At 40.3% G+C, this 15,328-nt stretch carries 12 protein-coding genes; all 12 read right to left on the bottom strand.

The window, feature by feature from the left end; genetic code table 11:
* Nucleotides 1-11: 11 nt before the first annotated feature.
* The 12 genes from VGE44_RS01465 to VGE44_RS01410 all read right to left on the bottom strand — a co-directional run bounded on the left by VGE44_RS01465 (nt 12) and on the right by VGE44_RS01410 (nt 15,219).
* Nucleotides 12-3,533: a TonB-dependent receptor gene (locus VGE44_RS01465; RefSeq protein WP_331075990.1), complete on the bottom strand. Its 3,522-nt coding sequence runs from the start codon at nt 3,531-3,533 to the stop codon at nt 12-14.
* 127 nt (nt 3,534-3,660) lie between these two features.
* A complete protein-coding gene (locus VGE44_RS01460) occupies nt 3,661-4,860 on the bottom strand; it encodes a FecR family protein (RefSeq protein ID WP_331075989.1) in 1,200 nt (399 codons plus the stop codon).
* A gap of 89 nt (nt 4,861-4,949) precedes the next feature.
* Nucleotides 4,950-5,540: an RNA polymerase sigma factor gene (locus VGE44_RS01455; RefSeq protein WP_331075988.1), complete on the bottom strand. Its 591-nt coding sequence runs from the start codon at nt 5,538-5,540 to the stop codon at nt 4,950-4,952.
* Nucleotides 5,541-6,417: 877 nt separating this feature from the next.
* Nucleotides 6,418-7,530: a D-TA family PLP-dependent enzyme gene (locus VGE44_RS01450; protein ID WP_331075987.1), complete on the bottom strand. Its 1,113-nt coding sequence runs from the start codon at nt 7,528-7,530 to the stop codon at nt 6,418-6,420.
* Between the two features lie 15 nt (nt 7,531-7,545).
* Entirely contained in the window at nt 7,546-8,634 is a 1,089-nt protein-coding gene (locus VGE44_RS01445) for a dipeptidase (RefSeq protein WP_331075986.1), read from the bottom strand.
* Nucleotides 8,635-8,647: 13 nt separating this feature from the next.
* Nucleotides 8,648-9,049: a RidA family protein gene (locus VGE44_RS01440; RefSeq protein ID WP_331075985.1), complete on the bottom strand. Its 402-nt coding sequence runs from the start codon at nt 9,047-9,049 to the stop codon at nt 8,648-8,650.
* A gap of 31 nt (nt 9,050-9,080) precedes the next feature.
* Entirely contained in the window at nt 9,081-9,722 is a 642-nt protein-coding gene (locus VGE44_RS01435) for a carbohydrate-binding family 9-like protein (RefSeq protein WP_331075984.1), read from the bottom strand.
* 1 nt (nt 9,723) lies between these two features.
* Nucleotides 9,724-10,731, bottom strand: a complete 1,008-nt coding sequence (locus VGE44_RS01430) for a 3-hydroxyacyl-CoA dehydrogenase family protein (RefSeq protein ID WP_331075983.1) — start codon at nt 10,729-10,731, stop codon at nt 9,724-9,726.
* Nucleotides 10,732-10,786: 55 nt separating this feature from the next.
* Nucleotides 10,787-11,872, bottom strand: coding sequence for a Gfo/Idh/MocA family oxidoreductase (locus VGE44_RS01425; protein WP_331075982.1), 1,086 nt, complete (start codon nt 11,870-11,872; stop codon nt 10,787-10,789).
* Nucleotides 11,873-11,945: 73 nt separating this feature from the next.
* Nucleotides 11,946-13,649, bottom strand: a complete 1,704-nt coding sequence (locus VGE44_RS01420; RefSeq protein WP_331075981.1) for a GMC family oxidoreductase — start codon at nt 13,647-13,649, stop codon at nt 11,946-11,948.
* A 31-nt stretch (nt 13,650-13,680) separates the two neighbouring features.
* On the bottom strand, nt 13,681-14,256 hold the full coding sequence (locus VGE44_RS01415) for a gluconate 2-dehydrogenase subunit 3 family protein (RefSeq protein ID WP_331075980.1): 576 nt from the start codon (nt 14,254-14,256) through the stop codon (nt 13,681-13,683).
* A gap of 507 nt (nt 14,257-14,763) precedes the next feature.
* The gene (locus tag VGE44_RS01410) at nt 14,764-15,219 is read right to left on the bottom strand and encodes a hypothetical protein (RefSeq protein WP_331075979.1); all 456 of its coding nucleotides are present in this window, start codon (nt 15,217-15,219) and stop codon (nt 14,764-14,766) included.
* Nucleotides 15,220-15,328 lie beyond the last annotated feature (109 nt).

Genomic DNA, 15,328 nt, shown 5'->3' with positions numbered 1-15,328 from the left:
GTCTTTAAAATTTAAAATGTAATATTAACACCACCTGTAAATGCACGGGATAAAGGATATACCATTGTAGCGCCATTTTGCCTCACGTTTGCTTCCGGGTCAAATGATTCCATCATTTTTGAAAATGTAAAAACATTTTCACCACCTACAAAAAACCGTGCTCTTTCAATTCCAATCCTTTTGGATAATTCCTTAGGCAATGAAAATCCTACCTGAACATTTTTTAATCGCATATAGGCCGCATTCTGAAGATATCTGGATTGCACCTGCTGATTTTTAAAATTTTCTGCAGTTAAATAAGGTCTGGCGAAATATGAATCATTATTCGAAGGACTCCAGTAATCAAGAGCATGAGCTGGAATAATTGTGCTTGTCCAGGATCCCCTAAAGCCAAAGAAAAATTGATTGGCCATCCAAAGGTCCCTTTTCCCCACACCCTGCAAAAACATCGTAAAGTCGAATAGCTTATAACTTACGTTTGCATTTATTCCAAATAGATACCTTGGTGAAGTGTTCCCAATTACCTTTAAATCACCGGGATTTGCTAAGGTTTGATTACCATTGGTAATTCTTCCATCACCATTTAAATCATTATACTTAACATCGCCTGCTCCCCACCTGCTAAAAAGAGTGGCTTGATTAGCCCATGCTGCTGCTTCAGCGTCGGTTTGAAATATGCCGGCGGTTTCATAACCCCATACATCCCCATAATTTTGGCCTTCATAGAAATTTCCTATAAAGTTGGTAGGATTATTGTATTTCTTGATAACTGTTTTATTATCTGAAAGCACAACTCCAACATTATAGTTCAGATTACTATTCACAACCTGCTTCCAGTTCACAGAAAGTTCAATTCCCTTAGTTTCCAGGGTAGCATTGTTGTTTAGAGGAACAGCAGCTCCGTATACCGATGGGACAGACTCACCAGGGCCAAACATATTCTCCGTTTTCCGGTTGTACCAATCCAATGAAAACCCTAAACGGTTGTTAAGTGCTTCGGCATCTATACCAAAGTTCAGAGTCTTGGATGTCTCCCATGTCAGTCCAAGGCTTCTGTTTGATGGAACATTGGTATAAACAGGTCGTTTCCCATCAATTATATATGGTAAATTCGTTTGAATAGGAACGGTTTCTACATGAAGGTAGTTAGCCACGTTTTGGTTACCCAACGAGCCATAAGATGCTCTCAGCTTCATGGTATTAATCACATTTGCCATAGGTTCCCAGAACTTTTCTTTCCATATATTATACCCTAAAGATGCTGAAGGGAAAAAGCCCCACCTTCTGCCACTTTGAAATCTGGATGAGCCATCGTATCTACCATTCAATTCAAGAAGGTATTTTTCATTGAAATTGTAAGAAAAACGCATAAAAGTTCCCAAAGTAGACCAATGAGACATATTCTCATCCACATCTTTATCACCAATGGCAGTGCTGATTGCAGGCACTAATTCACTGATCAAATCCCTTCGCCATCCATTAAGTACCAAATCATTTGATAATTCTGCCTGTCCACCCAATAAAACACTGAAGGAATGGTTTTTAACTTGCTTTGAATATTCTGTAAATACGTTTGAAGTAAAATACTCATTGTATGACAATTCCTGATACATCCTGTTCCAGTTCTGGCTGTAATGCCTTATCGGTGTTACTCCATCAGTCGCCAATCCCCATATTACTTTCCTATGATCACTTCTTCTGTATGAATTTGTATTAAAACTGACATCACCATTAACTTTCCAGCCTTCAGCTAGTTTTAATTCAAATGAAGGATTTAACCACAGATCGGTAATATATTGTTTATCACTACCTCCATTTGCCAAAACAGGCGGTTGGTTCTTATCCATTGCAAAATCTCCGTTTGGAGTATAAACAGGATCGGTTGGCCATGATATTCCCATACTTGAGAAAAAACCTTGTCTATCACCTGCATTCTGTGATTGGAAAAATTTTTGGTAACTTCTGTTAAGCTTTGCCTTCATCGAGACCGTAAATCTATCGGTAACTTTCATGGAAATATTCGTGGTCAGATTATATCTCTGAAATTGTTCATTGGCAAAATTTAATTTGCCGGGTTCATCAACCCAGCCTAAACCGACATAGTAATTTGTGTTCTTGGAGCCACCACTTATTCCGGCATTATGTCTTTGGGATAAAGCCCAGTCTTTGTACAGCACATCGTACCAATCTGTATTTGCATTCCCTAAGTTCCAGTATCCCCAACCATTGGGGTCGCTTGGATTCTTTACCATAGAAGGAGTATTTACAGGATCTGCCTGGTATTTAACTATTCTGGCCAGAGTTTCATCATTAAAAATCCTGTTCTGACCTGAATTTGTTGCAGCCTCATTTATACTATTCGCAAAGGTTAAAGAATTTACAAATCCCGGCAGATAAGTAGGCTCTGCCATTGCAAAATTATTGTTATAGCTTACCTTCATCTGTTCATTTAACTTGCCAGATTTAGTAGTAATCAGTATTACTCCATAAGCTGCTCTGGATCCGTATATTGCTGTAGAAGCTGCGTCTTTGAGTACAGAAATAGACTCAACATCTGCGGGGTTAACATTATTCAGATCCATAGGGGCATTATCAACCAAAATATAGGGTGAACCTCCCGAAAGGGAACCTATTCCCCGAATATTCATTCCCATATTTGCATTAGGTTCACCTCCCAGTGCAGTATTTGTTGTAATATTCAAACCCGGGGCAACTCCCTGTAATGCCTGATCTATATTGGTTACAGCCCTCTTTTCGAGACGCTCTGATGTTATCTGGCTAACTGCTCCTGTTAAATTCACCTTCTTTTGTGTGCCATACCCTACAACCAGAACCTCAGATAGCCCCTGTAAATCCTCAGCCAGAACAATATCAATTTTAGTTCTGTTATTCATCAATACTTCCTGGGTGACGTACCCTATTGATGAAAACACGAGAGTCCCGTTTCCATCAGGGGAATTGATCTTATAGTTGCCATCCATATCCGTAACTGAACCTATGTTACTGCCTTTGTATTTCACACTGACCCCCGGTATTGGCAGCCCATTTTTATCAATTACCTTACCTGTAATATCAATCCGTAAATCTACCTCGACTATATCCTGCTTTTGAATAGGGTGCTCTCTTTCCTTTATCACTATGGTTCTATCCTTAATTGAATAGGTAAATGGTTGATTTTTAAAGCATATTTCCAATACGTCCAATAGAGGAGCTTCAGCAACATGAATATTTACCTTTCCTGCCTTGTTAATCAGCCGGTTTGAGTAAATAAAATCATAGTCGCTTTGAGCTTGAATCGCTTTGAAAATGTCAACTATTGACGCATTATTTTTAGCTAAGGTTATTTTTTGTGCATATGTAGATGCACTAACCTGAACTAAAGTTGTTGTCATTAAGATCAGGATAATATTAATCCTCATAATAATTTTGCGTTTTAAGGCTGTTTTAAAAAACGAAGCACCATGATCTAAAATCAGAGTGGGCTTCTTTATCCGCCGAAGTAAGCCGGCCGGACCGAAATCATAAAATTTCATATATTTGTGTTTGGGTTTTAGTTAACAAATCTTGTGTCAAATCAATTTTATTAGGCATAAACCCATATTTAGCCGGAAGTGAACCACCACTTCTGGCTTTTTTTGGTTTGCCTTTTAGATGTAAAAATTACGGCATGACTGTAACCCTCCTTCCTTCTATTTTAAAATGAACGTCGCCGGTTAATTCCAAAAGTTTTAAAATTTCAGAAATATTCTTAGACCTGGATACTGATCCTCCGAACCCGGTTCCGATCATCTCACCTTGGTATTCAACTTCTACATCATACCAGCGTGATAGCATTCGCATGATGGTTTTAATATCTGCATTTGAAAATTGGGTCTTGCCATTCTTCCAGGCAATGGTTTCATATGTATCCGCTTGCGTTACGTGGATAGAATTACCCACCTGCGATTGTTGACCCGGTTTTAACATTGCTGAATTATTTCCCGAGCGGACTTTAACACTACCTTCTATTAAAGTGGTTCTAACATTACCCTCCTCCGGATAAGAATTAATATTAAAATGGGTTCCCAAAACTTCTACAATCTGATTATTACTGACCACCCTGAAAGGACTCGCCTTATTTTCGGCAATCTCGAAATAAGCTTCTCCTTTTAATTCAACTTTGCGCTCACTACCACTGAATACTACAGGGTAACGTAATGATGAAGCAGCATTTAGCCAAATCCTGGAACCATCAGGCAAATTAATTTGATATTGTCCTCCACGGGGTGTTTCAATGGTATTAAATAAAGGAGCTGCATTTTCTTCTCTATCTGTATTACCTACATTGTATACCAGCTGACCATCCTCAGTCTTAATGATGCTAATACCTGACTGCCTGGCAAGCTCGCCATCAGTAGCATCTGTCAATGATAATTTTGTGCCATTTGCTAAGGTTAGGAATGCTTTATTACCACCTGGAGCAACGTCTTCTATAGGCTTTTCATTCGTAAGAAGAACCTCCTTTTGGCTATTCTTGTCTCGATAAAACTTAATCCCCAGAGAAATAATAATAATGAGAACTGCAGCAGCTACCGAAAGATTATAAAAAATTTGCTTATAAATTATTTTTGAAGACCCTTCCTGTGATTCTGAACCAATCCCTGATTTAATCCTGTCATGTATTCTTGAAAGCTTTATAAATTCTTCAAAAGTGGCTTCCACAGGATCTTCAGCGGAATCCAGTTCCTGCCTGATCAATTCAATTAGTTCATCTGAGCTCCGGGTCTTAAAATGAAGGAATAATAAATCCAATTCCTCATCTGTGCATTTCCCGCTCAGAAATTTTTGATACAATGATTCTAGTTGCTCTCTATTCTGCAAAACAATAATTCCTTTTATTGCTATTACGTCTGAGAATAGTGCGTCATCTACCTGAACATGAAAAAAATATGAATTTGCCGAAACGGTTATTAAATTTCGGTCAACATTAAAGAAATAGTCAGGAAAAAGGCTGCATTCTGTTCTCTGAACATATATCCTTTAATGCTCTTTGTGGCTTTTACAATATGGTTGTTAATTGTCGAGGTAGATATTCCTAAGGTGGCACTTGCGTCTTCATAGCTTTTTCCCTCCAACTTGCATAAAGTAAATACAAGTTTTTGCTGAGATGGTAGATTATTGATGGCTTTATTCAGTATTTCACTGGTCTCCTTCAAAAATACCCCTTCCTCTACATGCATATATATTTCAGAACTTGCGTCTTTGATTACTTCCTGAAGTCTTTCTTCTCTGGCTACCTTACGATACAGATCATAAACCAGGTTCTGCGCTATGGTAAATAAATAAGACCTAAATGAACGGTCAGGATCTATTTGATGACGTTTGTCCCATATCCTGACGAATACATCCTGTACAAGTTCTTCAGCGATTGTCTCCACTCTGACCATTTTCAGCAGTTTTCTATAGATCCTCAGACTGTATTGATGATAAAAATAATCCAAAGCTTGCGCATTCCCCTCGCGGAGTTGCATCAAAAGCTCTTTTTCATCATTAGAATGCACGTAAATAATTTTTAGTGGATGTCTTTAAAATCTGATAAAACAAAAGTACTTGAGAATCTGACCAGGCTGATTTATTCCCAAAATCAAATGGAGCATTAATCACAGCTGATCTGCAAAAACATGTTCAATGGAACTTCTAAATCAAAAATAACCTGTATTTAAATGAAAATCTGATACTTCCATTCATATTAGTGGTACTATTTTTCAGAAATTGAATTGGGTGAAAAACTGAATGTAAAACCCAGGGAAAGGAATACACGGTCTTCACATTAAGCTACTTAAAATGTTAACCGTAGATAGAGCATGAGTTTGGAAGAAAAATACCATTGGATTTTTCTATTTTATGGTACTTCTCTAATAAAAATGCTGATTGGGTATTTGGTAAAAAAAAATACAATTAACTATATTTACTTAAACGAAAAATTCTCTTCTAAATTTACATCCCCGGCTTTTTAATTTCTTCGTAATCTATTCGACTCCAGGCTATACCTTGTTCGCCAATGGTTCGTAAAAGAACAGGGAAGCATTCGGGAAAGATCCGGGAAACATTCTAAGTTTTCCCGAAGCCTTCCCGGAACTGTCTCGGAACTGTCCCGGAACTGGTACGAAGGAAATACGAATCATTCCCCAGCCATTCCCGAAGGAAAGCATATCAGGGTGAGGTCTTGAATTGTTGGAATGGATTGCCGGGAGAATATTTCTTTAAAGTTAAATGGCTTTAAGAAATCGTTTAAAAACCAGGAGAAAAGCCTGAAGTTTTGAACCTGCTAATCCCCGGTATTATAATTAGCAAAACCTATAATGAAAGTAGGATTTTTGGGGCAGATTTCCAAATTAAATATTGGGTTCACAGGGGCAGATGAATTTATTTATAAATTCAATAATTAATCCGCCTGTCTCTGGCAATCACTTTCCATGTATCGCACACTTCTCCATCTTTTACAATTACCGCACGGTCGTACAGCGCTACCGTTGGGCAAATATGTATCGGGAGCGCATATAAAATATCTCCAATCTTAAAATTATGACCTTTAGCTACTTCAATAACCAGGTGCTCTTCACTCTGGCCAAGGGGCTTCAGGTCCGGATGGTTCAGAAAGTAAACCCGCTTCTGCAAATCGTTCTCTGAAGCAATCGATTTATGACCAAGGTCTATACATATTTTGTCTTCAGCAGGTAGTGAAATAACCCTTGTCAGGACAAGCCCTGCATACTGAAAGTCCTGCTCGGGCAGGGCATCATGGTAGCCTTTATCCCAGAAAATAAATGTTCCAGGGCAGCATTCTGTGTTTTGTTTTGATGAGTGAATGGCAAATGTTGGGGTTCCTCCAGCGACAAGCAATGGTAAACTATAGCCCTCGGATTGAATTTTGGTGCGAAGTTCTTCGGTTTCTTTAAAATCGCGGTCACAATGGGCAATACGCTCTGCCAGATCATAATCGCGGATATGGCCATCATAGGCATGAAATCCTTTGAATTCTATGCCGGGGAGCTTTTGCACTTCTTTAAATAAATCAAATGCCTGAGCAGATTTTATACCTGTTCGGTTCATTCCAACATTCAGGTCAATAAAGACAGGTAGCCCGAAGCCGGATCGGGTTCGGGCTGACATTAGTTCGGAGAACATACGGGCAGAATCAATGTTATCCACCAGACACGAATACTTTGTATCAGGATAGGCATCAATCAGCTTCAACAGACGTAGAAATTTTGGCTTTACCGGCTGATAGGCCAGTATCACATCTTCAGCGCCTGCCATTCCGAGCATTTCTGCCTCAGCTATGCTGGCGGCCTTAAACTTCCTGATCCCAGAGTTCCGCATCATTTTGCAGACCTCCAACATTTTATTGGTCTTGACATGGGGCCGGAGCTGTGCCGGATCTTTAACCATAGACAAAACCTTCCGGATATTATGTTCAACACGATCCTTGTAGACCACAAGTGCCGGAGAATCAATATTCTCTACATCTTTTATTGTGTACCAGTTCATCTGATGATTATTAAATCAGGCCCAGGCTTTTCTCAGGAAGCGCAACCAGTTTTTATAAAATATATTCTCAATATCTTCGGCTGAGTATCCTCTCCGCTTTAACATCCCGTTCAGCTTCTGCAAGTCAGAAATATCCTCAAGATCATATGGCGATTGTTCCTTACCATACGCACCATCAAGATCGCTTCCAATGGCAACGTTCAGGCTATTTCCTGCAAGCTGACAGATATGATCATAGTGATCTACAATCAGTTCCAGGTGGACATTTCTATCTTTAGGGTCATCTTTGCCGCGTACCCAGTTATCGGTCAGCATCCAGGTATCGAAAACTCCTCCAATCACAGCATTTCTCTCTATGAGAACTTTAATCTGATCATCTGTTAACTGCCGTTGGTTGTCTACCAGTTTACGGCAATTATGATGGCTTGCCCATACAGGCCCTTTGTACATAGATGTTGCCTCATCAAAGCCTTTATCTGTTAAGTGAGTAACATCCAGGATCATATTCAAATTATCCATTTCTGCAACCAGCTCCTTCCCTGCGGCTGTAAGCCCTTCGGTCCTGCCGGTACCGGCAGCATACCTTCCCGGACCATAATGTGCCGGACCACAAGCCCTCAGGCCATATCCATATGCCTTTTCTAGGTAAGAAATATTAACGAATGAATCAGCGCCTTCAAGACTAAGAATATACCCCACCGGTTTCCCTTTATCGGGAATGGTTTTATCAAACCAGAGTGCCAGATGGGCTTCCATCTGGCTGAGGTTAGTGATCTGCACCATTTCTCCCTGATCTTCCATCGTACGGTACCAGGCTAACTGAGCCTGTGATATTCCCCAGGCGATCTCAGGAGAATTCCAGCCCGGAATAAGGCTGCCCCGCTCAACGTAACGGGCGATCTGAGTGGCTACCACAAGTCCAATCTTACCCTTACGTAATTCAGGCAATGCTACCGTTCCAAGACCCCTGTCAAGTTTATCTGTCATTCCGATCTCAGTCTCCCGGATCTCATAAACAGACTTTTTAAGATCCCGGTTCCATTCAATCGCATTCATCGACAGATCGAGATGGCAATCAAAAATAAATAGTGGTTCTTCAGTCATTTCTTTTTACAAATTACTTCTTACCCTGGCGAAATGCGATCGCATCGATCTCCACTTTAATGCCATGGCCTAAACCTGATTGTACAGTTGTACGTGCTGGCTTAACCTTTGTAAAATATGTCGCATAAACCGCATTGTAACGATCAAAATCTTTAATATCACTCAAATGAACCGTACATTTTACAATATCATCCAGAGTAAATCCGGCCGCTTCGCAAATGCGCTTAACGTTGTGAATAGTCAGATGTGTTTCCTCTTCAATAGTACCCAACACGAAAGTACTTGTTGTAAAATCTACTGCAGCCTGCCCGCTTACAAACAGCCAATCGCCTGCTGCCAAAACTCCTGCTGAATATGCTCCAGTTGTAAAACTCTTATCCGCCTTATCCGGGTGTTGTATTTCTATCTTTTCCATTTTAGTTGTAATTAATATTTTTAATAATTTGTTAATTAAATTCTACTGAACCGAAAAATTCCGGCCGATGATAATCCGGTTCTTCTGTTTTTATCTCATTCCATACTACAAAATGTGGTTCAGGAAGGTCATCGCCACATTTATAAAAGTTGGCACGGCATTTTTTCCCTTTCAGGGATTCAAATTGATGGAACTGAAAAGCACTAAATGGTATTGAAAGGGTCAATTCCCAGCCAATATTTGAACCTTTACTATTGGCTGGCTTTATTGAACTCCGTGAAACTATTGATTTGATCAGTTCATCACCCAACATAATACGGTTAGATCTTTCTTCGCCAAAGCTGAGCAGACATGTGCCTGCGCAATTGAACTCGAAATTATAGTATTCCTTTTCATCCTCAAAAGAGACAAAAAACTCTACACAGCTATCTTTATAAACCGGATCATTTGGTTCGGAATAAATTGCCCGGATATGTTTTTCTTCAACGTAAAACTTCAGAAATACCCCCTGATCGCCATAAGCCATTGCAAAAGCAAGCTCAGGTTTGTAGGGGAATGCTGCCCAAGGAGTGATATTTATTAGTTCCTGATGAACATGATCCAGCTTCGCTGAAATATCTTCTACGGCTTTGAAATCATCTACGTGAATATAAGGAACAGAAAGGGTCTTCATATCAACTGTCTTTAGCTTCTTTTTCTTCTTTCAGTTTAGCAAGTTTTCTTTTGACGATATCAAAAGGATATTTCATCGCCAGGTTCCTGATCTCATAATTGAAATCTGCAAAGGTCTCCTCCCACATTTTGGATTCCTCTGGTGTATACTTATAGAAACCATGACCATTAGCAACTCCCTTTCCGCCGGCCTTCACGATATCATCAATCAGCTTAGGTACATGGGTATCATTGCAAAGGGTCGGATTGAGATCCTTCATTACATTATGATAAGCAGGCACACCTGTAAGGTCCATCCAGCCAAAAACGCCTACAAGAGTCATCCAGTAACCGGTATTATTGCGGCATGCCCTGTCAACATCTTCAACAGTTGCGTACCCGTTTTCAACCAGATAAAAAGCCTCACGATACATCGCATACATTAAACGATTGCCGATAAACCCACGGATGTCCTTTCTAACCAAAGTCGCTTCCTTGTTCCAGTAATTAGAAAGCTCGTAAAGGTATTCGCCTTTTGCAATATCACTCTGATCGCCACAGATCACCTCCAGAAAGCGGGTGGTATGTGAAGGTTCAGCCCAGTGTAGACCGAAGAAACGATCAGGGTGTTTGGTCATCTTCTGAAGGATACTGATCGGAATGGCCGATGTATTACTGGTCATTAGAGCATCTTCAGCAATAACTGCCTCAATTTTGCCGTAAACTACCTTCTTGATCTCTTCGCTCTCAAGGGTACATTCGATAGCCAGTTTGCAAGGCTTCAGTGCTCCATAGTCTTCAGTAATAATCAGGTTCTTAAAATAGAACTCTGGATCTTCGCTAACCAATCCCTCTTCTTTTGCCTTGACAAAATGTTTGCGGATACGCGACTCTGCGGTAGTCATATCTATACTAATCGGAGCAATAGCCACAACCGGATGCCCGGCCATCAGCAAACAGGTGGTAATACTGCAACCCATCAGGCCCAGACCGATAACGCCTACCGGAATTTCATTTGTTTTGATTGACATAGCCATCAATATATTTTGAAGTTAATAAGAATCTATTCTGATAAAAATCTAATTATCAGGCAAATGTAACCACCTTGCCTGTTCTTACAGATTCATCACATGCAAAGGCAATTCTCAGACTGTTCACTGCATCTTCTCCGTGTGCGGTTAGGTCAAGATCTTCAAGAATAGCCTTTAAAAAATATGCCTGTTCCCGATTACATAGTTCCTGATGATCCGGCTCGTCTTCCAGATTGATCCAGGTATCTTCTTTTGCGAATAGCTCATCTTTTGTAAGATCGGCATGATGAAAACGAATCGACTCTGTCTTTGTATGTGCCTCAATGGAAGAAGATTTTCCTGCTGCTCCTGCTTCTTTTGCTACTATGGATACAGAACCTTTTGGCCCGACAACATCCTTCACAAAGAATGCAGTTTCACTCATCATTGGTCCCCAGCCAGCTTCATACCATCCCACAGAACCATCCTCAAAGCGGATCTGCAACTGTCCGTAATTATAATTTCCGGCAGGGATCTCCTCAGTTAATCTAGCCCCGATTGCATAGACCTGTACCGGTTTGGAACGGGTCATCTGGCACATCACATCAATATAATGAACCCCACAATCAACGATCGGACTCAGGGCATTCATCAGATTGCGGTGAAGGGTCCACATTGCACCATCACTCTGCTGGTTCAAATTCATTCTCATCACAAGTGGTTTACCCAATTCTCCGCTCAGCTCAATAAATTTCTCCCATGATGGATGGTGACGCAGGATATAACCTACAACTAATTTCTTATTAGCCTTTTTACCTGCAGCAACAACACGCTCTGCACCTTCCACAGAATCTGCAACCGGCTTTTCAATAAATACATGGCAGCCAGCTTCAAAGGCCTGAATTGCATACTTCTCATGAGTATCAGGATAAGTGGAGATACATACTGCATCCGGTTTTGTAACTTCCATTGCCTCATCCATATCGTTGAATAAAGCATATTTATTTCCCATTCTGGCATTCAAAACTTCCTTGGATTTGCCACGGGATATAAGTCCGACGATCTCAAATCCTGGATTTGTATGATAAGCCATTGCATGAGAAGCGCCCATGTTTCCACAACCTAAAACTAGGACACGTATTGGTTTTACTTGATTTGACATATTTAGTGTTATTAATTCAATCATTTTATTGTGCCAAAACACTGGCAGGGTTTAAAACCCTGTCAGCGTTCCTTTATAAATTCCCTTTCTTCAATTCACTCACTGCATGATCACAAGCCCTTGCGGTAAAGGCCATATAAGTCAGGGAAGGATTCTGACATGCATTTGAAGTCATGAAAGCACCATCGGTAACGAATACATTCTTTACATCATGCATCTGATTCCACTTATTGAGGACTGATGTTTTAGGATCATGCCCCATGCGGGCGGTACCCATCTCGTGAATTGCCATTCCCGGTATTGCCGGCCTGTCGAAGGCTTGAATATCTTTCATTCCTGCAGCTTCCAGAATTTCGGCAGCATCGTTTTTCATATCGATACGCATTTTTCGCTCGTTCTCACCAAACTCACAATCTACCGCCAGCAAAGGAAGGCCCCATTTGTCCTTTTTGGTTCTATCCAGAAATGCACGGTTTTTATATTCAGGTAAATGCTCACCGAAAGATCCCAGTCCCATAACCCATGGTCCCGGTTCTGTCATATCCTCTTTGAAATCCTGACCAAATCCCATTTCAGGAATAGCGCGTTGCCATCCTGTACGGCTCGCACTTCCTCCATAATGGAAGCCGCGTAAATAATCACGCTCCGGCTTATCACCCAGGTTGCGGTAACGCGGGATATAAATTCCAATCGGGCGACGACCATAGTAATATTTATCATCGAAACCTTCTGCCCTTCCTGATGCTCCGATCTGAAAGTGATGATCCATCAGGTTATGCCCAAGATGTCCGCTGCTGTTACCCAAGCCATCGGGGAATGTATCAGACGTTGAATTCAGCAGGATTTGAGTAGTACCCAAAGTTGAGGCATTCATGAAGATTATCTTTGCAGAATATTCAATATGCTCATTGGTCTCTGAATCAATTACCATAACTCCTTTTGCTTTGCGGGTTTCTTTGTCATAAAGAACCTCACTAACAATAGAATACGGACGAAGGGTTAGGTTACCAGTAGCCATCGCTGCTGGCAGGGTTGCTGATTGAGTGCTAAAATAAGCACCGAAGGGACATCCTCTGTTGCAAAGATTTCTGTTCTGACAATTACCTCTGCCATTATGCGGAACGGTCAGATTGGCCATCCGGTAAACGGTCATCATCCGTTCTTTGTTATAATGTTTTTCAATCCTTTCTTTTACTGCTTTTTCGACACAGTTCATCTCAAAAGGCGGAAGAAATATGCCATCAGGTAACTGAGCAAGCCCCTCATTTTGTCCGCTGATACCGGCAAAACGCTCCACATAATCATACCATGGCGAGATATCCTTATAGCGTACAGGCCAGTCAACACCATAGCCATCCTTTGCATTGGCTGAAAAATCCATTTCACTCAAACGGAGACAACCACGTCCCCAGGTAAGGGACCTTCCGCCCACATGATATCCACGATACCAGTCAAATCGTTTTACTTCAGTATAAGGACAATCAACATCATCTACCCAAAACTTTGCATTAAACTCGCTGTACTGACCGGCACGGGTTTGTACCAGATGACGGCTGCGCTCCTCGGGTGTGATTCTTCCCCTGTGTTTGAATTCCCAGGGTTTCATTAAGGCGGTATCATAATCTTTGACATGCTCAACATTACGGCCGCGTTCCAGCATTAATACTTTCAATCCCTTCTCTGTCAATTCTTTGGCTGCCCAACCACCGCTAATACCCGAACCAACTACTATTGCATCATAGGTGTTCTGCTTCTCTGCTTTTATATTAATATTCATCTATCTTATTCAATATTCTGTTAATCAATAATTAGGTAGCCCATGCTTTCTGTCCGGGCTGCAGTGGAATACAGGCTTCATACCTGCCTGGAATATGTACATAGCGTAAAGCCTGAGTCGCCCCAATCTCTGAGGTATAATAACCCAGGCAAGTGAGTTCGTAGATCAATTGGAAAAAATGGGAAGGAGTGGTTCCGGCAGCAATCTGTGTCTGAGCCTCGGATTTAAAGAATTTAAAGATTTCTTCTCGCTCTTTAAGTGTTAATGAAGTAAACGATTTCTTATACTTACTTTGCGAAACTTCATCTACTCTCATTAAACCATCCGCAAAATGCTTTTGAATATCTGCGGTATAGCAATCCTGCATCATCATAACTATAAATGGACCCAGGCCTGCAGCTTTGGCACCAGGTACTCCTTTCGTATCCGGAATAATCGTGTCGGCAATTTCTGCTATTAATGCTTCCTGCGATGCTATGGATTTTGATTCAATACCTTTCCCTGCAACCGCCGGGCTCAGCACATCGGCGAATGCTCCAAAGCCTGAAAAAGTAATTGCTCCCCCCAATAAAAAGGTAGCCCTCCTGACTGCTTCTCTTCTGTTCATCTATCTTTTCTTCTAATTTTTAATACTTTATTTAACCCCATACGAGTTTCATTACATATAAATAAACCAGTATTTGTTCAGCATTTGTGCCCCACAGGTATCAGGGAAGGCCAAAAAAACCGTAATACTAATATTTGACTATAATAGGTATTTTTCTTTAAACTGAGAGGGATGTTCTATTATTTTATCAAATTTAGAAATGTGTTATACATAATCAGAAACCCGGAATCTTCTTCCAGTGTTCAGGTTAAATTTAGTTCTTATTCCACTTACTATCTGATACTTTTTTTCGTAAAATCAATCCAATTTGCCAGCATACCTTTTCTAAATGAGACTAATGAACAAAATGCAGATGTCAGTTAGCGAGAAATCAGGTCTATTTAGAGGGAATCATATTTTAACGATAGTCTCCAAAAATATGAGGGAGATCATGTGTTATGGACCGGAGATTGCCATTATCTGGCATAAGCCTGTGTTTCCAATAGTGAAATGATAAGATACTGCATATTATTGGCAGGCTATCTCAGTTAATTTCATCGGACCCTGAAAGTTTAATGAGTCAATATTTCTAAAAACAACCTTATCATTTTGGCTATAGCTTTCTCCATAACCCTCGGAAAAAGAGGTTCCTTCCAATTTAAATGCAACCTGCCTGCAGGATTGAATACCTTCAGAAAGAAATGTATACTCTGCAATTAAAATATTTCCATTCATCCTTCCATTTATGGTTCCAGTATTCTTATCCTTTTCTTTAAAATTATAAACCAGGTAGCCGGTAATTGAGTCTCCTAAATGAGTCAGATTCATACTAACCGTATCACTCAAGCCAGCATACAGATAACAATTTGTTTCTGAAGTATTTTTCTGTTCTACTTTAGCTGAACTGTTTGTTTCAGTTTCCTTAACCTGAGTATTACATGAGGCCAGAAGAATAGCGAGGATTAGAATATTAAATGTTTTCATGAGTATAATGTTTGATAAAAGTTTTAAACAATATTCTAATGCAATAAAACTGCCAGACTCCATTCCGGATCAAAATTCAAATTCTGCCTTTGTATTATTTTAATGAATG

This window comes from Daejeonella sp. (genome assembly GCF_036405355.1).
Taxonomy (GTDB): Bacteria; Bacteroidota; Bacteroidia; order Sphingobacteriales; family Sphingobacteriaceae; genus Daejeonella.
The sequence above is the reverse complement of the archived record's forward strand: the minus strand, read 5'-3'. Positions and strand labels throughout refer to the sequence as shown.